This is a genomic window from Methylobacterium symbioticum (assembly GCF_902141845.1).
Lineage (GTDB): Bacteria > Pseudomonadota > Alphaproteobacteria > Rhizobiales > Beijerinckiaceae > Methylobacterium > Methylobacterium symbioticum.
Genome location: NZ_CABFPH010000009.1, coordinates 24,678 through 46,524 on the forward strand (window position 1 = coordinate 24,678; position 21,847 = coordinate 46,524).

Annotated in this window: 18 protein-coding genes; 8 read left to right on the top strand and 10 right to left on the bottom strand. The window is 70.3% G+C overall.

The features are described from left to right. Nucleotides 1–80: 80 nt before the first annotated feature. Nucleotides 81–1,019, bottom strand: coding sequence for a pirin family protein (locus MET9862_RS05150; protein ID WP_142582036.1), 939 nt, complete (start codon nucleotides 1,017–1,019; stop codon nucleotides 81–83). A 276-nt stretch (nucleotides 1,020–1,295) separates the two neighbouring features. Here MET9862_RS05150 and MET9862_RS05155 point away from each other — a divergent pair, with 276 nt between their 5' ends. Next, entirely contained in the window at nucleotides 1,296–1,907 is a 612-nt protein-coding gene (locus MET9862_RS05155) for an SOUL family heme-binding protein (RefSeq protein ID WP_142582037.1), read from the top strand. Nucleotides 1,908–2,079: 172 nt separating this feature from the next. Here MET9862_RS05155 and MET9862_RS30410 read toward each other — a convergent pair whose 3' ends face one another. The 6 genes from MET9862_RS30410 to MET9862_RS05185 form a co-directional block, all read right to left on the bottom strand. Further along, the gene (locus tag MET9862_RS30410; RefSeq protein WP_280178952.1) at nucleotides 2,080–3,828 is read right to left on the bottom strand and encodes a flagellin N-terminal helical domain-containing protein; all 1,749 of its coding nucleotides are present in this window, start codon (nucleotides 3,826–3,828) and stop codon (nucleotides 2,080–2,082) included. 282 nt (nucleotides 3,829–4,110) lie between these two features. Then, on the bottom strand, nucleotides 4,111–4,839 hold the full coding sequence (locus MET9862_RS05165; RefSeq protein WP_142582038.1) for an SDR family NAD(P)-dependent oxidoreductase: 729 nt from the start codon (nucleotides 4,837–4,839) through the stop codon (nucleotides 4,111–4,113). Continuing rightward, nucleotides 4,836–5,471 carry a DUF938 domain-containing protein gene (locus MET9862_RS05170; protein ID WP_142582039.1) on the bottom strand — a complete coding sequence of 212 codons (636 nt, stop codon included), beginning with the start codon at nucleotides 5,469–5,471 and terminating at the stop codon, nucleotides 4,836–4,838. The genes MET9862_RS05165 and MET9862_RS05170 overlap by 4 nt, the downstream gene beginning before the upstream one ends. Nucleotides 5,472–5,569: 98 nt before the next feature. Continuing rightward, entirely contained in the window at nucleotides 5,570–6,373 is an 804-nt protein-coding gene (locus tag MET9862_RS05175) for an alpha/beta fold hydrolase (RefSeq protein ID WP_142582040.1), read from the bottom strand. Continuing rightward, nucleotides 6,354–8,054, bottom strand: a complete 1,701-nt coding sequence (locus MET9862_RS05180) for a GMC family oxidoreductase (RefSeq protein ID WP_142582041.1) — start codon at nucleotides 8,052–8,054, stop codon at nucleotides 6,354–6,356. The genes MET9862_RS05175 and MET9862_RS05180 overlap by 20 nt, the downstream gene beginning before the upstream one ends. Nucleotides 8,055–8,061: 7 nt before the next feature. Then, a complete protein-coding gene (locus MET9862_RS05185; RefSeq protein WP_142582042.1) occupies nucleotides 8,062–9,450 on the bottom strand; it encodes a UbiD family decarboxylase in 1,389 nt (462 codons plus the stop codon). Nucleotides 9,451–9,635: 185 nt separating this feature from the next. On the opposite strand from MET9862_RS05185, the gene MET9862_RS05190 reads away from it, so the two are divergent. From MET9862_RS05190 to MET9862_RS05220, 7 genes are all read left to right on the top strand, one after another. Continuing rightward, nucleotides 9,636–10,568 (top strand): LysR family transcriptional regulator, encoded by a 933-nt coding sequence (locus MET9862_RS05190; protein ID WP_142582043.1) that lies wholly within the window; start codon nucleotides 9,636–9,638, stop codon nucleotides 10,566–10,568. Nucleotides 10,569–10,714: 146 nt separating this feature from the next. Then, on the top strand, nucleotides 10,715–12,175 hold the full coding sequence (locus tag MET9862_RS05195; protein WP_142582044.1) for an aldehyde dehydrogenase family protein: 1,461 nt from the start codon (nucleotides 10,715–10,717) through the stop codon (nucleotides 12,173–12,175). After that, nucleotides 12,172–12,747: a UbiX family flavin prenyltransferase gene (locus MET9862_RS05200; protein ID WP_142582045.1), complete on the top strand. Its 576-nt coding sequence runs from the start codon at nucleotides 12,172–12,174 to the stop codon at nucleotides 12,745–12,747. Before MET9862_RS05195 ends, MET9862_RS05200 begins: the two co-directional genes overlap by 4 nt. Before the next feature lie 178 nt (nucleotides 12,748–12,925). Continuing rightward, nucleotides 12,926–14,626, top strand: coding sequence for a thiamine pyrophosphate-requiring protein (locus MET9862_RS05205; protein WP_142582046.1), 1,701 nt, complete (start codon nucleotides 12,926–12,928; stop codon nucleotides 14,624–14,626). A gap of 1 nt (nucleotide 14,627) precedes the next feature. Beyond that, complete coding sequence (locus MET9862_RS05210; protein ID WP_244612578.1) at nucleotides 14,628–15,872, top strand: alpha-hydroxy acid oxidase; 1,245 nt, start codon at nucleotides 14,628–14,630, stop codon at nucleotides 15,870–15,872. Nucleotides 15,873–16,039: 167 nt separating this feature from the next. After that, nucleotides 16,040–17,506 (top strand): sodium:solute symporter family protein, encoded by a 1,467-nt coding sequence (locus MET9862_RS05215; RefSeq protein ID WP_142582047.1) that lies wholly within the window; start codon nucleotides 16,040–16,042, stop codon nucleotides 17,504–17,506. A gap of 5 nt (nucleotides 17,507–17,511) precedes the next feature. Further along, on the top strand, nucleotides 17,512–18,945 hold the full coding sequence (locus MET9862_RS05220; RefSeq protein WP_142582048.1) for an FAD-binding oxidoreductase: 1,434 nt from the start codon (nucleotides 17,512–17,514) through the stop codon (nucleotides 18,943–18,945). Between the two features lie 106 nt (nucleotides 18,946–19,051). Here the strand turns inward: MET9862_RS05220 and MET9862_RS05225 are convergent, their stop codons facing one another. From MET9862_RS05225 to MET9862_RS05235, 3 genes are all read right to left on the bottom strand, one after another. Beyond that, complete coding sequence (locus MET9862_RS05225) at nucleotides 19,052–19,531, bottom strand: TIGR02444 family protein (RefSeq protein WP_142582049.1); 480 nt, start codon at nucleotides 19,529–19,531, stop codon at nucleotides 19,052–19,054. Nucleotides 19,532–19,540: 9 nt separating this feature from the next. Continuing rightward, nucleotides 19,541–20,887: an MFS transporter gene (locus tag MET9862_RS05230; protein ID WP_142582050.1), complete on the bottom strand. Its 1,347-nt coding sequence runs from the start codon at nucleotides 20,885–20,887 to the stop codon at nucleotides 19,541–19,543. Nucleotides 20,888–21,049: 162 nt separating this feature from the next. Then, nucleotides 21,050–21,841: an enoyl-CoA hydratase/isomerase family protein gene (locus MET9862_RS05235; RefSeq protein WP_142582051.1), complete on the bottom strand. Its 792-nt coding sequence runs from the start codon at nucleotides 21,839–21,841 to the stop codon at nucleotides 21,050–21,052. Nucleotides 21,842–21,847: the final 6 nt, after the last annotated feature.

A 21,847-nucleotide genomic window follows, 5' to 3' on the forward strand; every position in this document is an offset into this window, starting at 1 on the left:
GGGAGCAGCGCCGAACGAGCGCCGGGCTTCGGAGAGACCGCGATCACGCCGCCGTGAACGAGGGCCGCGGTCGCGTCAACTCAGGGGTAGTGGACGGGCGGGGGATCCTCGGGCAGCGGGATGAACTCGGCGTCATTCGGCACGGTGTCGAATCGGCCCTGGCGCCAATCCTCCTTGGCCTGCGCGATCCGCTCGGGCCGCGAGGAGACGAAGTTCCACCAGAGGTGGCGCGGGCCGTCCATTGGCTCACCGCCAAGCACCATGAAGCGGGCGGCTTCCGTTGCGCGCACGCTGATGCGGTCGCCGGGGCGGAACACCAGCAGCTGCCCGGGCCCGAAGCCGTCGCCGGCGATCTCGATCGCGCCCGTCACCGTGTAGATCGCGCGCTCGTCGTAGGTGGGATCGAGGGGCAGCACGGCGCCCGCCTCCAGAGCCACGTCGGCGTAGACCATCGGGCTCGAGCTGCGGACGGGCGAGCGCGTCCCGAAGGCCTCGCCGGCGATCAGGCGCACGGTCTTGCCTTCGCCGGTGAGCACGGGCAGCGCTGCGGCATCGTAGTGCTCGAAGGCGGGTGCCTGCTCCTCGTCGCGGGCCGTCAGCGCGACCCAGCTCTGGATGCCGAACAGCCGGGAGCCGGTCCTGCGCAGGTCGGGGGCTGTCCGCTCCGAATGGGTGATGCCCCGGCCGGCCGTCATCCAGTTCAGCTCGCCCGGCCGGATCGGCAACTCGGTCCCGAGGCTGTCACGGTGCATGATCTCGCCGTCGAACAGGTACGTGACGGTGGACAGTCCGATATGCGGGTGGGGCCGCACGTCCATGCCGGCGCCCAACAGGAACTCGGAGGGGCCCATCTGATCGAAGAAGATGAAGGGCCCGACCATCCGGCACTCGGTCGAGGGCAGCGCGCGGCGCACCGCGAAGGATCCGAGATCGCGCGAGCGCGGCACGACAATGGTTCGAATCGTGTCGCAGCTGAAACGGTCGCCCGGAACCGGGTCGTCGGCACTATGCCAGCTCATCGCTCATGCTCCCTGTTCGACCGGGACGAACCCGGCGGGTCACGATGCACCCTGAGGGCACGCCGTCAGAAGCAGTCTGCGCGAAACGGCTTGGATCGAAAACAGAAACAAACGAAATGCATCGTTTCCGAATGGAACTAGATCGGCGGAGCTTCGGCCGATCACGCGAGGGTCGGGACGATCCCGGCCGAACCTGTAATCGGCGGCCTGCCACGGTTGGAACGGCTCCGGGAGATCGGCCTTGTCTCCGTAACTCCGACCTCGGATGCCAGCCTCTTGGACAAGTTCCTCTACTATCTCATCACCTGTCTCGAATCCGCCTTGTCGGTCGTCGGCATCCGCGCGACGTACGAGCAGCCGCGCTACGCGGTGGTCGGGCGCCTGGACCGCGGCGTCGAGATCCGAGCCTATGAAGGCCGCGTGGCCGTCGAGACCGCGACGAAAGGCCAGCAGGACGGCGAGGCGTTCGGGCGGCTGTTCCGCTACATCACCGGAGCGAACCGCGATGGCGACCGCATCGCCATGACGACGCCGGTCGAGACCAAGGGGCGCCTGATCGCGATGACGGTCCCCGTCGAGCAGGGCGCGGCGGGTACGATGCGGTTCTATCTACCGCACAAGGTGGTCGAGGCCGGGGCGCCCGAACCGACCGAGCCAGGCGTCAGGCTGGTCCGCATCCCGCCGGAGCGACTGGCGGTGCTGCGCTTCTCGGGCAGCGCGACGCCCGAGGCACGGGAGGAGCAGGCCCGCATCCTCACCGAGGTGCTCGACAAGGCAAGTCGGAAGCCGGCGGAGCCGCCCTTCTTCATGGGGTACGACCCGCCTTTCTCGATCCCCTTTCTGCGCCGGAACGAGATGGCCGTGCGGTTGCCATCCTCGGGGCCGTGACCCGGGACGCGTGTCGAGTCCTGATCTGATGGGATGGGGCGAGCCCGCCTCGTTCCCGATCACGCTGTCACAGTCCAAGAGCGTGCATTGGCCTTGACGACAGGTTGGGGCGGCTCCGAGCCAATCCGCACGAACTCCGGCACCAGACACCTCATGGAGGCCGGTCATGCCCTTACTGCCGGAACAGCGTGAGGATGGTCTGGCTCGAGACGTTCGCGATCGAGAGCGCCTGAAGCGCCAACTGTTGCTGCGTCTGCAGGGCTTTCAGCCTGGTTGATTCCTCCTCGATGTCGGCATCGACGAGGATCCCGAGTGCCCGGACGTTGGCCTTCATCAACGTGTCGAGGAACGCCCTCTGGCCGCCGACCTGCGTGCTGGCTGCCCCAAGCTTCGCGCCCGCATCGGTCACGCGCGCAATCACGCCTTCGACCTGATTGATCAGGCTTGAGATCAGGCCGGTCCCGGCCTGTGCGATGTCGATGCTCTGCACGGAGAAACCCGTGGCGATGTCGACCGTGTCGAGGAGGCCGCGCCCCAGCCCGCCGATGGCGTCGGTGCCGCTGCCGACGATCTGGCCGCTGCTGCCGCTGCCATAGCCGAGGCTCAGGTCGGCCGTTGTCACAGGGGTGACTGAGATGTCGTCGAGATGCCAGTAGCTCGGCACCTGCTGTGCCTCGAAGCTGAGCACCGTGCTGGTGCCCGTGGCGGTGACGGTGAAGGTCTCGTGCGTGTAGGGTTGCGCGGCCGTGTTGGTGAGCGACAACAGCGGCGTACCACCCCAGGAGGCCGTGAAGCTGCTCGGGGTGCCCCCGGGGTTCTGCAGCCAGAATTCGAGGGTGTAGGTCTGGCCTGGCACGGTGGCGAGGGTCCGGCTCACGGTCGTGGTTCCGGTGACGGTGCCGAGTGCGAGGCTCCGGGCGCCGCTATGGGCCGGAACGCCGGGCGAGACATAGGTGGCGTCTCCCGACACCGTCCACCCGGCCAAGCCGCCCTCGAAGCCGCCGTTCGTCATGAGGTCGGTACCCGTGCCGCCGGCCCCGGCGCTTGTCCGATCGACGACCAGCGAGCGTGCCGCTCCCGTCGCGGTGGTCTCGAACGAAAGTCGCCCGGCGGCGTCGAGCCCGGCGGTAACCCGACCGGCGAGCGCCGGGGTGCCGGCGATCTCGTTGTTCAAGGCCGCCACCACCTGCGGGGGTGTCACATGCGTGAGGTCGGGCACCGCGGCGGCTAGGCGCGCTGCATCGAGAACGAGATCCTGGGGCAAATTGCCGTCGACTTGCAGAGCGAAGCGCACGGATTGCCCCCCGCTCAGATCGACGGTCGCCGGCAGCGCGGCACCGCCGGTCACACGGGCGGTGGTGGCCGGGACGGCACCCCCGCTCGCTGCGGCATCGTAGAGCGCGATCTCCGTGGTGCGGATCTCGACGTTGGAGAGCCCGACCGTGCCGTCGATGCCGCGAGAGAAGGCGACAGGGATCCGCTGGATCGCCCGATAGAGTGGGTCCGCCGAGTTCACGGCGAGCCAGTTCTCGCCGGAGCTGACCGAGGAGGCCGCCGTCGCCTTCATGGTGGCCTGGAGCGCGGTGATCTCGGTCTGGATCTTGGAGCGGTCCGCGCCTGGCTGCAGGGCGGTCTGCAGCTTGGCACGCAGCGTGCTGAGATTGCCGAGAACTGCGGTCAGGCCATTGTAGGCGATGTCGATCGACGAAGCGCCGAGGCCAAGTGCGTCCTTCACGGCCGAGAGCGAGGCGTTGTCGGTACGCACCGCCGTGGCGATCGACCAGTAAGCGGCGTTGTCCGAAGCATTGGAGACGCGCTGGCCCGTCGAAATACGGTTGCTCGTCTTATCGAGCTGCTGACCAATCCCTTTCAGCGTCGTCAGAGCGGTCATCGCCGCAATGTTCGTCAGCAGGCTCGTCACGCTTCGCCTCGGAACATCCGCTGTATTGATGTATGTTATATTCGTTCGGCTTGTCTGCTGGACTAATTGCAGCAAACAAGCGGCGTCATTCGGAGTTGTATCGATGGTTAATTTCGAGTTGGTTAATGCCTCTGCTCGACGCAACCGAAAATGGTTCGGCCTCGTTCAGGCATGATCCGTGACTATCCTTCAGGCAATGTGCCGACGGCGCTCTCGGCATTCCACAAGCGATCTGCCACGATCGCGCGCGCCGCACCGGATGCATCCCGGCCAGTGGCTCGCTCAGGCTGGGATCCGCGTGCCATCCCAAGCAAAGACGCCACCGGTGTCCTTCGTCCCGAGGCTGCCGAGCACACGCAGAAGATGAGCCGCGCTGATATCGGGCTGAAAGATGCCGTCGGCTCTCGGGTCTGGCCGGTAGGGTCGCGACAGGTCGGACGCGACCGTGCCGGGATGCAAGCCGACGACAATCGCGTCCGGTCGGCTGCGGGCCACTTCGATTGAGAGGGTGCGCAGGATCTGGTTCAACGCCGCCTTCGAGGCGCGGTAGGTGTACCAGCCGCCGAGCCGGTTATCGTCGATCGAACCGACCCGCGCCGACAAGGCCGCGAACACGCAGCGTCCCCTTCGCGCCAGCATCGGCACGAAATGCTTGGCGACGAGCGCCGGGCCGATCGTGTTGACTGCAAAGACGGTGGCCATCGCCGCAGGATCGAGCGCCTTGACCGTCTTCTCGGGTGAAACGCCATCTTGATGCAGGATACCGGTCGCGACGATGACCAGGCCGACAGGTCCAGCCTCGCCGACCTTGGCTGCAGCCTCGGCGATCGTCGCCTCGTCGCCCAGGTCGATCGGGTGTGTGCGAACGCTGGGCGGGACTGACGGCTGCGCGCGCGAGAGCGCGAAGACCGGCGCGTAGGCTTCGCTGGCAGCGAGTTTGCAGACCAGAGCCTGGCCGATGCCGCCGGAAGCGCCGACAACGACTGCACTGGTCGCGCTCGACGCAGTCATAGCGAAGGGCCGCCGATGCTCACGGTGGATCGGTCTGCCTTGCGGAAGATCAGGCTGAGGTTGTTGGCGGGCATCGCGACACGCTCGGCGAGATGGAGCCCGTGCGCGTCGGCGGTCGCCGCGACGGCCTCGACATCCCGCACACCCCAGGACGCGTTCCTGGCACGCAGGCTCTCGTCGAACGCCGCGTTGCTCTGCGCTGTATGGGCGCCATGCTCCCGAAACGGGCCGTAGAGACAGAGCAGTCCGCCCTCCGACAGAGTGGCTCCTGCGCCAGCCATCAGCCCGGTGGTCGCGTCCCAGCCCGCAATATGGATCATATTGATGGCGACGACCGCGTCGGCCCGCGCCACCGGCCATGGCTGCCGGGACGCGTCGATCGTCAGCGGCGCGCGGAGGTTGGGGAGGCCTGCGTCGCGCGCATGGGCAACGATGCTGCGGCGTGCCGCTTCGTCCGGATCGCTGGGCTGCCAATCCAGGGCAGGCAGGGCCCGGGCGAAGTGAACGGCGTGCTCGCCTGACCCGCTCGCGATCTCGAGGATGAGGCCGCTGGCCGGGAGAACGCGCTTCAGGACCTCGACGATCGGTGCGGCATTGCGGGCAAAGGAAGGCGAGAACAGAGCGTCCGACATGAGGAACTTATAGCGCTGGGTCGTCTGAGCTGCGCGACCCAGCGCTGCGACATGGTTGCCTCTCAGGAGCGTACCCGCGATCCTCGCTCGACGCGGGTTTATATGATTCTGTTCTCGATCGAGAATCTCAGAATGATGTCTATGATGCCCGCAGGGTCCTGATCCTGGGGGGCGTGGCCCAGTTCCGGCAGGTGATGAACCTCCACATGAGGACAGGACTGGGTTACGGCATCGATCTGCACCGCGCTGCCGTAACGGTCCTTCTCGCCCTGGACGAGGAGGAGAGGTACGGTCAGGGCCTGCAAAGCCGATCGGACATCCCATTCGCCCCGCCCGGGATCGAGCCAGGCGTCTCTCCATCCCCGGAAGGCGCCCTCCGCATCCAGGTGCTGCAAGGCCAGGCGCTGCTTCAACGCGCCGGTCTCGAACGCCTTGGCGGCACGTCTGACGCCCTCGAGCGTGACGGCCTCCACCACGACGTGCGGCGCGATCAGGGCCGCTCCTCGTATGCGCAGGTCGCCGGACGCCGCCGCGAGAGCGGCGATCGTCGCGCCGTCCGAGTGGCCGACGAGAATGCAGTCGCGGATGCCGGCCGCGTCGAGCACGCGCGGGAGAACCTCCGCCGCCTCGCGCTCCAGGTAATCGATGGAACGGGGCAGCGTGACCGCGCTTGATCGCCCGTATCCCGCGCGGGAATAGGCGAAGACCCGGCATGTCGACGCCTCGGCGAGCGCGTCGGCGAATGGCCACCAGCCATCGGCCGAGCCGAGCCCCTCGTGAAGGAGCACGAAGGTGGTGGATCGCCGCGGTCGTAGAGCGGCGCGCCGGTATTCGAGACGCTGCGTACCGAGATCGAGGAAGCCGGAGGCGGGTTCCTCGGCCTCACGCGGCTCGGAGGCCATCGGCGATCTTCTCGGCGATCATCAGGGTCGGAATGTTGGTGTTGGCGCTCGGCAGACGCGGCATGACGGAGGCGTCCGCGACCGTCAATCCGTCGATCCCGATGACGCTGCCGGCCGGGTCGACGACGGCACCGGGATCGCCGCGATCGCCCATCCGGCAGGTGCCGCTCGCGTGCCAGACTCCAAAGACGCTCTCACGCACGTAGTCCGCGAGGGCCGTCTCGTCGTCGACGATCCGGGGGAAGTCGCGCCCGCCCGTGAAGCTGCGCAGCATCAACCGGCGGAAGGGGCGCGGCCCATCGAGCAGGCGCGCGAGGGCCGCCGTGATCAGGCGGTTGCGCCGGCCGACGCGGCTCAGCCGGCGGATCGCCGGGGAGAAGCTCGCCGGGAAGATCTCTGCCGGGTCCGGGTTGAGGTGGGGCGAGACGGCGAGCGCGACGAGGCGCCGGACGCCATCCGCGAGGCGGGCAAGGTCGCGCGGATCGGACAGGAGATTGAGGTCGATCGCGGGGCGGCCCGCGGGATCGGTCGGGTCGAGGCGCAGGGACCCGACGGAATGAGGCTGGTTCACCCAGAGGAAGTGGAGGCCGAGCCGCGCACCGAGGGCGTGCCAGCCGGCCCGGGCGGAGACCGTGAGGTACATGTCCGACGCGCTACCCCCGGGCAGGCCTGAGGAGTAGCGCATCGCCAGGAAGCTCGCCCGGCGCTGGTGCGCCTCCAGCCGGAGGGCAGGCGGCAGGAACTGCGCGATCGTCAGGGCCGGATGATCGCGCAGGTTCGCGCCGACACCGGGCCGGTCGGCGGTGACCGCGATCCCACAAGCCCGCAGGTGTTCGGCCGGACCGATCCCGGCGCGCAGCAGCAGGACGGGCGTCTGCAGCGCCCCGGCGCAGAGCACGACGCGGCGGGCAGCTACGACGCGCTCGGTCCCGTCCGGCAGCCGTAGCCGGGCGCCGGTGACGCACCGTCCCGCCCGCTCCAGCGCCCGGACCTCGGTGCGGGCCGCGATGGCGAGGTTCGGCCGCGCCCGGACCGTGACGTCGAGATAGGCCTCCGCCGACGAGACCCGGGCATCGTCGCGGTTCGAGAAGGCGGGCGGGAACAGGCCGTCCGCGAAGTCCCCGTTCTGGTCGAGCCGCCGCGGCAGGCCGCTCGCGTCGAAGGCCCGGAAGGCGGCGTGGGCGAAGGGCGGCCAGACGGGCTCCAGAAGGCGCCGGATCGGCAGCGGACCCGCGCGTCCGTGCAGGGGGCCGTCGCAGTCGAGGTCAGTCTCGAGCCTGCGGAACCAGGGCAGGACATCGTCCCAGGCCCAGCCCCGGCAGCCCGCCTCCGCCCAGGCATCGTAGTCGCGCGGCAGGCCGCGATTGGCGGACTGGACGTTGATGCTCGACGAGCCGCCCATCACGCGGCCCTGCTCGTAGGGGCGCCGCCGTGCCTGCCCGTCCGGCCCCCGCGTCACCGCCGCGTCGAGGCCGGGCCAGATATAGGTGTCGCCGTGGAACAGCGGCATCGGGTAGCTGTCGCGGATCGCCTCCGGCACGGCGCCGGGCGGCGTGTCGATCCCGGCCTCCACGAGCAGGACGCGGCGCCCCGGATCCGCGGACAGCCGGTTCGCCAGGACGCAGCCGGCGGAACCGCCGCCGACGATCAGGACATCGACGGAATCAGGCAGGTTCTGCATCGGGGGCTCAGGCGGACGCGGCGTCGCGCCAGTCGGCCTCGGGCACGATGACGGCGGCGAGGTCCACGGCGTCCTCGCCCGGCACGCGGATACGGGTGAACTTCATCGGCGGCGCATCGAGAGGCGCGGTGGCGTCGAGGCCCATCTTCGCGCCGACCCCGTCGCGGGTGGAGGGATCGAGCTTCGAGCCCTGACTGCCCGCGATCACCACGAGGTCGCGGTCGGCCTGGAAGCGGGTCGAGACCGCCCACTCGACCTCCTGCGGATCGTGGATGTCCACATCCGTGTCCACCACGACCGCGTGCTTGATGTCGTAATGGGCGGCGAAGGCGCCGAGGAGCACGTTCTTGGCCTCGCCCTCCTGCGACTTCCGCAGCTTGACGTAGAGATGGTAGCGGCCGACGCCGCCGAGCGAGAGGTGGACGTCCTCGACGCCGGGGAAGCTGCGCTGGAGCGAGGCCAGGATCGTGGCCTCGCGCGGGATCGCGCCGAGGAGGAGGTGCTCCAGGCCGCCGCCGACGATCATGTGGAAGATCGGGTTCTCGCGGTGGGTCACCGCGTCGACCGTCATGACGTGGCGCTTGGCCCGCTCGCCGTAATATTGCGGGAACTCGCCGAAGGGGCCTTCGAGCTCCCGCACCTCCGGCAGGATCCGGCCCTCGATCACGATCTCCGCGGTGGCCGGCACGCGCACGTCGTTGGTCAGGCACTTCACCACGTCGAGGGGGGCGCCGGTGAGCGCGCCCGCGATCTCCAGCTCGTCGTGGCCGAGCGGCACGATCGCCTGCGAGGCCAGCAGGCAGGCCGGATCGACGCCGACGACGAGCGCGACCTCCAGGCCCCGGCCGGCAGCCTCGGCCTTCCGGTAGAAGTTGTCGGTGTGGCGCGGCAGGACGAGCACGCCGATGCGGTCCGGCCCGCTGACCTGGCAGCGCAGGATGGCGACGTTCTGCGCGCCCGTCTCGGGATCGCGCGAGATCATCAGCCCGGCCGAGATGTAGGGGCCGCTGTCGTGCTCGTTCAGCGTCGGCACGGGCAGGATGCGCAGGATGTCGATGTCGGAGCGGTGCACCACATCCTGGGCCGGGCCGGTCTCGCGCTCATGCCAGGGCAGCGGCTCGGCGCAGGCGCGCTGGAACTGCGCGATCAGGCGGTCCTCGCGGGTGCCGAGCGCCTCGGCCATCCAGGCGCGGCTGGAGACGAGGCCCGAGACGATGGTGCCGGGCCGGCCGCCGGGCCGCGGGAACAGGGTGGCGCTGCGCCCGTCCAGGCGGTTGGCCACCGCCGCCGCCTCGTGGCGCAGGCCGATGCCGGGGCGCGCAACGCTGAGGCGCCCGATCGCGGCGAGGCGGTCGAGCCAGTCGCGCAGGGAACGCGCGGGGACCGGGTCGCTCATGATGTCCTCCCGTTCGCCGCTCGTCGTCGGCGGCGTCGTTCTCCCCTGGTTAGGACGTTCGCGGAGCGCGCCAAAATAAGGATTGTTGATACCGGCGATCAGACAGTCTGAATTGCTCCGCCAGCACCGGCATGGTCCAGTCGGAGACGGTATGGCCGCAGAGCCGGACCGGGGAGGCACGAGCGTTGGACCTGCGCCAGATCTCGTATTTCGTGGCGCTGTTCGAGGAGGGCAGCGTCACCCGCGCGGCGCAGCGCATGAACGTGGTGCAGCCGGCGCTGAGCATGCAGATCGCCAAGCTGGAGCGGGAGCTCGACCAGCGCCTGTTCGACCGGCAGCCGAAGGCGATGGTGCCGACCGCGGCCGGCCGCACGCTGCACAGGCTCGTGCAGCCGATCCTGCGCGACGTCGCCGAGGCGCGGGCGGCCATGGCGCGGTTGTCCGAGAGCGTGTCCGGCCGCGTCACCGTCGGCATCCTGTCCTCGCTCGCGATGAGCGTCGTCCCGAGCGTGCTCGCCCGCTTCTCGGCCGCCTATCCCCAGGTCGAGCTGTCGCTGGCCGATGGCTACAGCAGCACCTTCATCGAGGGCGTCGGCAACGGCAGCCTCGACCTCGCCGTGATCAACAAGCCGCCGCGCCGTCTCGGCCTGCTGGTCGACCCCCTGCTCGACGAGGAGATGGTGGTGGTGGGCGGGCGCGACACCCCGCTGCCGATCCCGGTCCCGGTCCGCATGCGCGACCTGACGGAGCTCGACCTGATCCTGCCCTCGCAGCGGCACGGCCTGCGTCTCGAGCTCGACCGGCGGGTCGGGTCGGAGGACATCGCGCTGAGCCCCAAGCTCGAACTCGACCTGCCGCCGGCCATCGCCGATTTCGTGGCGCGCTCGGACTGCTTCACCGTTCTTCCGAGCGTCGCCGTCAGCCGCCAGCTCGCCGAGGGAAGCCTGAAGGCCTACCGGATCGTGGCGCCGCGCATCACGCGCCAGCTCGTGATCATCCACCACCCGAAGCATCCGCTGAGCCCGGCGGCCATCCGCTTCATCGAGATGCTGTCGGAGGATCTCTCCGCCGCGGCGAACGCGCTGCAGGCCCATATCGTGACCGGCCCGGAGCGGTGACCGCCGCACGCATGCAGTCCCGCTGATCGCGCCTATCAACCTTCCTTATTCGACAGGCCCGCCCGCAGGCTCCTACGATCGGCGGAAACCGCCCGCCCGACGCCCGGGGCGTGGGGGATCTCACGATCGAGGGCGGGGAAACGACCATGGACGGCAACGCGCATCATTGGATCGATGGCGAGTGTTGCGGCACGCCGGCGGCGGAGAGCCTCGACCCGGCCGATGGCAGCCTCGTCGGCCGCCTCGCCGATGGCGGCCTCGGCGAGGCGCGGGCGGCGGTCGCCGCGGCCCGGCGCGCGTTCGACCGCGGCCTCTGGGCCTCGTCCCCGCGCCTGCGCCAGCAGGTCCTCCTGCATTGGGCCGCGTCCCTCGAGGCGGAGCGCGAGCGGCTCGCCGAACTCCTCACCCGCGACAACGGAAAGGCCATCGCCCAGTCCCGCGGCGAGATCGCCGGTGCGATTTCCGAGGTGCTCTACTATGCGGGCCTTGCCCGACACATCCCGGGCCACGTGCTGGAGCCAGAGCCGGGCGTGCTCTCCACCATGCTGCGCGAGCCCGCGGGCGTCGCCGGCATCATCGTGCCCTGGAACGCCCCGGCCGTGCTGCTGGTGCGCTCGCTGGCCCCGGCGCTGGCGGCGGGCTGCACCGCAATCGTCAAGCCGGCCGCGCAGACCGCGGTGTTCAACGCCGCCCTCCTGGCCCCGCTGCTCGCCGCGCCGGGCCTGCCCGCGGGCGCCGTCAACGTCATCGTAGAGACAGGCCATGCCGGGGCCGAGCATCTCTCGGTCTCGCACGACGTCGACGTCCTCAGCTTCACGGGCTCCACCGCCACGGGCAAGGCGATCATGCGCGCCGCCGCCGACAGCATGAAGAAGCTCTCTCTGGAACTCGGCGGCAAGTCCGCCTGCCTCGTCTTCCCCGATGCCGGGATCGATGCCGTGGCGGGCAGGATCGCCGCGGCTGCGACCATCATCTCCGGCCAGCAATGCACGGCGGCGCGCCGCGTCCTCGTGCACCGCTCCCGGCTGCCGGAGATGCGCGCGGCCCTCACCGCCGCGCTGTCCGCCCTCCGAGTCGGGCCCGGACTCGATCCGGCCACCCAGGTCGGCCCGCTCATCGATCGTGCGACCCGCGACGCCGTCGCGGCCCGTGTCGAGGCGGCCTGCGCCGACGCCGACGCGGTGCTGCTGCGGCCGCGCGTGCCCGAGGGGCCCGGCGCCTTCCTGACGCCCGCGCTCGTCGAGCACGCCGACACGCGCGCGGATTTCGTACAGGAGGAGATCTTCGGCCCCTTCCTCGTCCTCGAAGGCTTCGAGAGCGAGGCGGAGGCGGTTGCCAGAGCCAATGACAGCGTGTTCGGGCTCTCGGCGAGCGTCTGGACCCATGACGGCGCCCGCGCCCTGCGGGTGGCGCGGGCTCTGCGGAACGGCACTGTCTGGATCAACGACCACAACAAGCTCTTCGCCGAAGCCGAGACCGGCGGCTACCGGCAGAGCGGGCTGGGCCGCCTGCACGGCTACGACGCCTTCATGGACTTCACCGAACTGAAGCACGTCTACCAAGCGCCGGGCCTGATCGGGGGCCAGGCCGAGGGGGCGTCCGCATGAGCCGCAACCTCCCCCTCGTCGTCGGCATCTCGGGCGCCTCGGGCGTGGTCTACGGGATCCGCCTGCTCGAGATCCTGCGCGACCTCGACATTCCGGCCCATCTCGTGATGTCGCGCTCGGCCGAGGTAACGCTGGCCCACGAGACCGACCTGAAGGTCGCCGACGTCCGCGCGCTCGCGGCGAAGACCTATGCCCAGGCCGATATCGGCGCGGCGATCTCCTCCGGCTCCTTCCGCACCCGCGGCATGATCGTGGCGCCCTGCTCGGTGCGGAGCATGTCGGAGATCGCGGCCGGCACCACCACCGGCCTGCTGACGCGGGCCGCCGACGTGGCGCTGAAGGAGCGTCGCCGCCTCGTCCTGATGGTGCGCGAGACGCCGCTCCACACCGGGCATCTGCGGACGATGACGGCGCTCTCCGAGATGGGCGCGATCATCGCCCCTCCCGTGCCCGCCTTCTACGCCCGGCCGGAGAGCCTCGCCGAGATGGTCGACCACACGCTCGGCCGCGTCCTCGACCTATTCGAGATCGATGCCGGCTGCGTGCGGCGCTGGCGTGGTGATCCGGAGTGAGCGCGCGCCATCATTGATGGTGATTGCCTGCATAAGACAAGATTATTTGCCAGAATTATTGTTCCGGCGTTGAATTGGAAACCAAAAAACGGCCCATCGCGAGCGCGAGCGAGGCCGAATACCGGGCCTTTCTCCCATTCGATGGGGCCGGCCGGGGAACAAGAACAGGGAGGTCCGAATGAAGGTCGAGCTTCAGCCAGGGACGCGCGCCGGCGAGGTACAAAGCGCGGCAGACGTCCTGCTCCGGCAGCTCACCGCCTGCGGCATCGACTATTTCTTCGCCAATGGCGGCACGGATTTCCCGCCGATCGCCGAGGCCTTCGCGCGCGCGGAGGCCACTGGCGAGAACGTACCGCGGCCGATGGTGATCCCGCACGAGAACCTCGCCGTCGCCATGGCCCACGGCGTCTACATGGTCTCGGGCCGGGCGCAGGCCGTGATGGTGCACGTGAATGTCGGCACCGCCAACGCGGTCAATGCCGTGCTCGACGCCAGCCGGGACGAGACACCGGTCCTGCTGTTCGCCGGCCGCTCGCCCTATTCGGAGGCCGGCCGTCACGGTGCTCGCACCCGATACATCCATTGGGCACAGGAGATGTTCGATCAGGCCGGCATGCTGCGCGAGGCCGTGAAGTGGGATTACGAGCTCCACCTGCCCGAGCAGGCCGGGGAGATCGTGGCCCGGGCCCATCAGGTCGCCATGTCGGCGCCGCGCGGGCCCGTCTACGTGACCCTGCCGCGCGATACGCTGGCGGGCGCCGCGGCCCTGCCGGGTGCTGCCTCGGCTCCTGTCCTCGCGGCGGTCCCTGCGCCCCACCCCGATCCGGTCGCCGTCGCACAGCTCGCCGGCTGGCTCGCCGAAGCCCGGCGGCCCGTGATCGTCACCGCGAGCGCCGGGCGCAGCGAGGCCGGCTTCCGGGCGCTCGCCCGCTTCGCCGAGCGCCATGCGGTGCCGGTGGTCTCCTTCCACCAGCGCTTCCTCAACATCGCCACCGATCATCCGAGCTTCGCGGGGTTCGAACCCGGCCCCTGGATCCAGGACGCCGACCTCGTCATCGCCCTCGACTGCGACGTGCCCTGGATCCCCTCGATCCAGAACCCGCCGGAGGGCGCGCGCATCGCCCATCTCGGGATCGATCCGGCCTATACCCGCTACCCGATGCGCGGCTTCCGGGCCGATCTCTGCCTGCCCGGCGAGACGGCCACTCTGCTCGATGGGCTGGAGCGCGCCCTCGAAGGACGCCAGGACGAGATCCGCGCCGCGGAGCGCCGGGCGGCGATCGGGCAGCGCCGGACCGTCGCCACGCAGCTCTCGGCCAGCGACCCGATCACCCCCGAATGGATCAGCGCCTGCCTGACCGAGGCCGTCGGGCCGGAGGCGATCATCGTCAACGAGTATCCGCTGCGCCTCGACCATTGCCCGCGCACGCGAGCGGGGACCTATTTCGGGCTGAGCCCGGCCGGCGGCCTCGGCTGGGGGCTCGGTGCCGCGCTCGGCGCGAAGCTCGCGGCGCCCGACACGCTCGTCGTCGCGACCTTGGGCGACGGCGCCTACATCTTCGCCAACCCCACCGCGAGCCACTGGGCCGCGGCGGCACACGGGCTGCCGGTGCTCACGGTGGTCTTCAACAACGCCCTCTACGGCGCCGTGCGGAACTCGACGCTCGCCATGTACCGCGAGGGCTACGCGGCGAAGGAGCGCGGGCGCATGCTCGCCGATCTCGGGCCCTCCCCCGATTTCGAGCGGGTGGTGGAGGCGAGCGGCGGCCTCGGGCTGCGCGTCGAGACGGCCGAGGCCCTGCCCGGCGCCCTCGCCGAGGCGGTCGCGGCGGTGCGCGCCGGCCGGCAGGCTCTCGTCAACGTCGTCTGCGAGTACTGAGGTGACGGCGACTCATCCGAGCGTCGCCGAGGCCGTCGCGGGGCGGGGCACGGCGCCCGTCCGCGCTGCCGGATGGGGCAGCGGCGGTCTCGACGGGCGCGCGGCCCTCCTGCGCCGCCGCTACCCGACGATCGCCGACCTGATGGTACGGGCGCGCCGCCGGACGCCGCGCTTCGCCTACGATTTCGTGGCCGGCGGAGTCGGCGACGACCTCTGCCTGGCCCGCAACCGCGCCGCCCTCGACGCCATCGCGATCACGCCGCGCCTCGGGCTCGACATGACGCGGGTCGACACCACGGTGCGGCTGTTCGGGCGGGATTACCGCGCGCCCTTCGGCGTCGCGCCGATGGGACTTGCTGGGCTGCTCTGGCCGGGCGTCGACGACGCGCTCGCCCGCGCCGCGCAGCGCGCCCGCATCCCCTACGTGCTGTCGACGGTGGCCAACACCACGATCGAGCGCGTTGGCGCGCTCGCCCCGGACGTGTTCTGGTACCAGCTCTACGGCGTGCCCGAGAACGACCACGCCGTCTCCTTCGACCTCGTCGCTCGAGCCGAGCGGGCCGGCGCCCACGCCCTCGTCGTGACCCTGGACGTACCGGTGCGCTCGAAGCGTACCCGCGACGTGCGCAACGGCCTCGTCGTACCCTTCCGCCCGACCCTGCGGACCGCTCTCGACGTCGCCCGCGCGCCGCAATGGGGCTTGGCCATGCTGCGCCACGGTCAGCCCCGTTTCGAGAACTTCCTCGCCTATGCCGGTCGGCAAGCGAGCACCGCGGATCTTGCGAGCTACGTCTTCCAGAAGATGACCGGTCCGATGACCTGGGAGACGGTGGCGCGCCTGCGCGAGGCGTGGCCGCGCGCCTTCCTGGTCAAGGGTCTGCTGCATCCGGACGACGCCGAGAAAGCGGTGTCGCTCGGCGTCGACGGCATCGTCGTGTCCAATCACGGTGGCCGCCAGTTCGACGCGGCGCCGGCCTCGATCGATGCGCTGGCCGAGATCGCCGCCCGCGTCGGAACCCGCACGAGCCTGATCGTCGACGGCGGCATGATGAACGGCCTCGACCTGTTGCGGGCCCTGCGCCACGGCGCACAGGCGGCCTTTGCGGGCCGCGCCTTCCTGTTCGGCTACGGCGCGCTCGGCGAGGAGGGCGGCGACCACGTCGCGCGCCTCTTCGAGGAGGAGCTGCGCCTCGCCCTCGCCCAGAGCGGCTCCGCCTCCGTCGCGGAGGCGCGCGCCACCCCCTGAAAGCCTGACACGGTCAACGGCACCCACGACCACACCGGTCCAACGAGGTCGCCGAGCCGCCCAATCCGGAGGAGCACCGATGACGACCGTACACGACCGCCACCCGGCAGGCTGCAGAGCCTTGCCGGAACGCCCCCTGCTGACCTTCGGCCGCTGAGGAGGCGATCATGCAAGCGAGTTGGACCGTCCTGTCGCTGACGGGACTCTACATGGCCGTCCTCGGCGTGATCAGCTTCGCGGCGAAGCGCTACGCCGACAGCGCCAAGAGCTTCACCTCCGGCGGCACGACCTTCCCGGCCATCCTGATCGGCTTCCTGCTGATGTCCGAGTTCATCGGCACCACGGCGAGCATCGGCACCGCGCAGGTGGCCTACAGCCACGGGATCTCCGGGGCCTGGAGCCTCGCCGTCCTCGGGATCGGCTTCATCCTCTACGCGATGCTGCTCGCACGCCGCTTCAAGGCGCTCGGCGAGAACACCATCTCGGGCGCGCTGTCGCGGATCTACGGACCGAAGGTCAAGGTCGCGACTTCCGCGATCATGATCTTCGCGATCCAGATCGTCGCGATCTCGGTCTACACGAGCGGCGGCGCCGTCCTGTCGAGCATCCTCGGCATCGATCGCACCGTGGCGATCGTCCTCACCGGGATCGTGGCGGTGCTCTACGTAACGGTCGGCGGCATGCGCTCGGTGATCTACACCAACGTGCTGCACGCGCTGGTCAAGTATCTCGGCATCGTCATCGCCTTCGTGTTCGCCCTGAACCAGGTCGGCGGGATGGGCGAGCTGCAGGCGCGGCTGCCCGCGCGGATGTTCGAGGCGAGCACAGTCGGCTGGCCGCAGATCATCGCCTGGTTCATCGCGGCGACCGGCGCGATCTTCTCGACCCAGTACGTGATCCAGGCGATCAGCACGGTGAGCGACGGCCCCAAGGCGCAGCGGGCGAGCCTCTACTCGGCGCTCCTGCTGATCGGGTTCAGCCTGTTGGCGGCCGGCATCGGCCTGTGCGCCGCCGTGCTCTCGCCGAACATTCCGCCGCTCCAGGCCTTCCCGAGCATCATCGCGCGGATGGACACCCTCACCGCGGCCTTCGTGGTCGCAGGTCTCGCGGGCTCGCTGTTCGGGACGATCTCGGCCGTGAGCATCGGGACCGCGACGCTCCTGTTCAAGGATTTCTATCAGCCCCTGTTCAAGGATCGCGGCGACAGCCAGCGCTCGCTCATGTTCGTGCGCATCGCGACGGTGGTGGTCGGACTGATCCCGCTGCCCTTCGCGATCCTGGCGCCCGACGTGGTCAAGGTGACCTTCCTCGCCAAGGCTCTCCGCGCGACGCTTGCCGTGCTGGTGCTGCTGCTGTTCTACGCGCCCTGGTTCGGCACGCGCCTCGGCGCCCTGATCAGCATCCTGGCCTCCCTCGTGCTGACGATCGGCTGGTTCCTGCTCGGCGATCCCTTCGGCATCGACAACACCTACATCGCGGTCGCCATCCCGATCGTCGTGATGAGCGTCTCGCACCTGCTGCGCGGGCTCACCGGCGAGGAGCGGCCCGGCCATCTGCCCGAGGTGGTGACCGGCGAGGAGAATGCGTCTGGACGCGCGCTGCCCCTGCACTCGACGCCCTCGCGGGCCGGGTGAGGGCGGTGTCCGACGTAGGGTCGGGAGCGGAGCTGCCGGCGCAGCTCCGCGACAGGCTCGGCGCGATCCTCGGCGCGCAGGGCCTCGTGGCGGATGCAGGCACACGCTACGGCGAGTCCTGGGGCGGGGCCTTCACGGCGCCGCCGAGCCTCGTGGCCCGGCCCGGCTCGACGGCAGAGGTGGCGGCGACCGTCGCGGCCTGCGCCGAGGCCGGGGTCGCGATGGTCCCGCAGGGCGGCAATACCGGCCTCGCGGGCGGTGCCCAACCGACCCGGCCGGGCTGCGTGATCATCTCGCTGGAGCGGATGCGGGCCGTGCGCGCGCTCGATCCGGTCAACGACACGATCACCGTCGAGGCTGGGATGACGCTGGCGGAGGTGCAGGCGCGGGCCGCCGAAGTCGACCGGCTCTTTCCCTTAAGCCTCGCCTCGGAGGGCTCCTGCCAGATCGGCGGCAACCTCTCGACCAATGCGGGCGGCACGCAGTGCCTGCGCTACGGCAATGCCCGCGCCATGGCGCTGGGCCTGGAGGTCGTGCTGCCGGACGGGCAGATCTGGGAGGGCCTGCGCGGCCTGCGCAAGGATGCGACCGGCTACGACCTCAAGCAGCTCTTCATCGGCGCGGAGGGGACGCTCGGCATCATCACCGCGGCGGTGCTGCGCCTGCTGCCGCGCCCGCGCGACGCGGCGACCGCCTTCGTGGCCGTGCCGGATCCGGCGGCAGCGCTCCGCCTGCTCGATCGCGCGCGCCGCCACCTCGGCGAGAGCCTGACGGGATTCGAGGTGATGCGGCGCGAATGCCTCGACTGGGTGCTGGTCGCGCTGCCCGGCACCGCCTCGCCCTTCGCCGAGCGCCATCCCTGGTACGTCCTGATCGAGGCGACCGGCCAGGGCGCGCCGGGCACCTTGGCGGGACTGATGGCAGAAGCGCTGGCGGCAGCCCTGGAGGAGGAGATCGTCTCGGATGCGACTTTGGCCGCCTCGGAGGCGCAGCGTCGGCGCCTCTGGGCCCTGCGCGAGGGTCAGGCCGAGGCGCAGAAGGCGGCGGGGTTCGGGATCAAGCACGACGTCTCGGTACCGGTCTCGGCCGTGCCGACGTTCCTGGCCCGCGCCGACGCGGCCCTGGCGGCGGCGCTGCCCGGCATCCGGCCCTTCGCCTTCGGCCATCTGGGGGACGGCAACATCCACTACAACCCGCTCGGGCCGGCGGGTGCGAGCGCCGCAGAGGTGGCGGCTCTGCGCCCCGGGGCGAACCGCATCGTGCACGACATCGTAGCCGATCTCGGCGGCTCGATCAGCGCCGAGCACGGCCTCGGCCAGCTCCGCACGGAGGAGGTCCGGCGCTACAAGTCGCCGGTCGAGCAGGCGATGATGGCCGCGCTCAAGCGGAGCTTCGACCCCAAGGGGTTGATGAATCCCGGCACGATCGTCCCGGCCTAAGACCAGACCGCGATGCGTGCGGCTCATCGCGGCCTGCCCGCGCGACGGCGGCCGTCCGCGTTGATCCCGACCAAAGGTTGGGATCAACGCACATCGATATAAGCCCTCAGGACCGGGCGAGCCCGTCCAGGAGCACGCTCAGAGCCTCCTGGGGGAGGGGCCGCCCGAGCAGCCCGGCATAATGGCCGAGATGGTCCCGCGCGGCCCGCCCCCGGTCGAGGGCCGGGCCCGGTTCCGGCGCGCCCGCGAACAGAGCCTCCTGCACGAGGCGCTCGGCTTCGAGCTCGACCGCCTTGATCCGCTCGCGATAGGCCTCCGATCCGAGGCGCGCGAGCGGCTCGGCCTTCAGCGCCCGACGGACGGCGCGAAGCGGCTCGACCACGGCCCCGCGCCAGGGCGCGATGCCCGCATCCGCTGCCCGGACCGCCGCGGCGTCCAGGGATCGGTCGGTCGCCGCGCACCAGAGCAGGTAGAGCACGAGGTTGACGTCGGCCCCCGCCTCGTCCTGCAGGGCGAGGCAGGCGGGCGCGATGCCCGGCCGGCGGTAGAGATCGAGGGAGAAGTCCCAGAACGGGTTGTCGGACATCGCGCGCCCTCAGCCGCGATCGAGATTGCCCCGCGTCTCCGGCATCAGGAAGGCCCCGACCAGATAGACCAGCGTGACCACCGTCGAGAAGATCGCCAATACCATCGTGATCTGTCCGGGGCCGTCGGCGGTGAGCGAGACCAGCGTCGGCAGCATGCCGCCGAGCGCGAAACCGATATTCCAGCTCAAGCCCGTACCGGTGGCGCGCAACGCCGTGGGGAAGGTCTCGTTGAGGAAGATCAGCAGCGGGCCGTAGCTCGCATTCGCGACGAAGGCGAGGAGCAGCGCGCAGATTCCGATCGTCACCGCATCCGTGGCCTGTCCCAGCGCCAGGAACAGGACGGGGAAGGCGACGAGCCGCACGGCGCCCATCAGCAGGAAGCAGCGCCGCCGCCCGATATGCTGGCTCAGCTCGCCCATGCCGCAGGCGCCGATGGCCGCGGCGACGCTCGCGCCGATCAGCATCAGGGAGGCGGTGGCGTTCGGCAGGCCGTTCACCAGCTTCAGGACGGTCGGGAGATAGCCGGAGGTGAGGTAGTAGGCCGCGCCGCCGCCGAAGGAGAGCAGCACTGCGAGGACGAAGTTGCGGGCGTGCTCGGCCGAGAACAGGGCGCGCACCGGCGAGGCCACCACCGGGGTCTCGCCGCGCCGGGCCGCCTTGTCCGCCTGGAGCTGGCGGAAGATCGGCGATTCCTCGAGGTTGCGAAACAGGATGAGCCCGACCACCGAGGTGAGGAGGCCGGAGAAGAACATCACCCGCCAGCCCCAGGCGGCGAAGGCCTCGCCCGGCGCGAGCAGCGAGACGATGGAGAAGACGAGAGAGGCGAGCAGGCCGCCGATCGCCGCGCCGCCGCCGCCGACCGAGCCCGACATCAGGCCGCGCCAGCGCTCGGGCACGGATTCGGTGCCGATCGTGTGCGAGGCCGCCACCACGCCGCCGACGAAGATGCCCTGAATCAGCCGGAAGGCCAGGAAGATCGCGGTGGCGAGCCAGCCGATCTGGCCGACGGTGGGCAGGAGGCCGAAGGCCGCCGTCGAGAGGCCGACGCCCATCACCGCCACCATCAGGGCGCGCCGCCGTCCGAATCGGTCGGCATAGGTGCCGAACAGGGCCGAGCCCAGCGGCCGGATCAGCAGCGTCACCGCGAAGGAGGCATAGGCGCCGGCGAGCGACAGCATCGGCTTGTCGGCCGGGAAGAACAGCGCGCCGACGACGGGCGCCACGTAGAGCAGGATGAACAGGTCGAACAGGTCGAGCCCCCAGCCGAACAGCGAGGCCAGAGCGGCGGTCGCGGTCTGTCGGGTGGTGGGCTTCGGCAGGGCCGCCGGGGCGGCCATCGTCGTGGTGGCGTCCATGGTGTCTCTCCCTCGGGCTCGGGCAGCCTCGGCCTCAGAGCCGACCGCCGGTCTTGCAGCCGGCGTGGCGGTCGTTCACGCGATCGGTGATGCGCGGCACTAAGTCTTTGTTTTGGCGCGCTCTCTCGCGCCGAGCCGGCATCCACTTCGGCGGAGAGCGCCCTAGCTGCCGATGAACTTCGGCTGGCGCTTCTCGTGGAAGGCCTCGACGCCCTCGCGGAAATCGTCCGACTGGCGCAGGCGGCTGTAGCAATGGCCCTCGAGCTCGATGGCGATCGCGAGCGTCGAATCCTCGGTGTCGTTGAGGAGCTTCTTGGCGGTGCGCTGGGCGATCGGCGAGAAGGCGCGCAGCTCGTCGACCAGCGCGTCGACGGCCTTCTCCAGATCGGCATCGGCCACGCATTCTGTGGCGATGCCCCAGTCGAGCGCCTGCCGGCCCGGGATGCGCTTCGAGCGCATCACGATGTCCTTGGTGCGGGTGATGCCGACGATCTTCTGCAGGCGAGCCGAGCCGCCGGAGCCCGGGATCTGGCCGAGCTTCTGCTCGGGGAGCGCGTAGCGGCAGGTCTCCGAGACGATGCGGAAGTCGCAGGCGAGCGAGATCTCGAACCCGACGCCGAAGGTGTAGCCGCGATTGGCCGCGATCACCGGCTTGGCGCATCGCGCGGGCGCGGCGATGTTCCAGGCGAGCTTCGAGACATGCTCGGGCGAGGCGTCAAGGAAGCCCTTGATGTAGCCGCCCGACGAGAAGTGCTCGCCCTCGGCGCGCAGCACGATCACGCGCACCCGCGGATCCTCGTCGAGCGCCTCGAAGACCTTCCGGATCTCGTCGCGCTGGGGCATCGAGATCACGTTCATCGGCGGCCGGTTCAGGATCACGTCGGCGCGCTCGCGGGCGGGATCGATCTCGACGCGGAAGCCGTCGAGGTTCGTCAGGCGGGGATCGTCGGTCATCGGGTC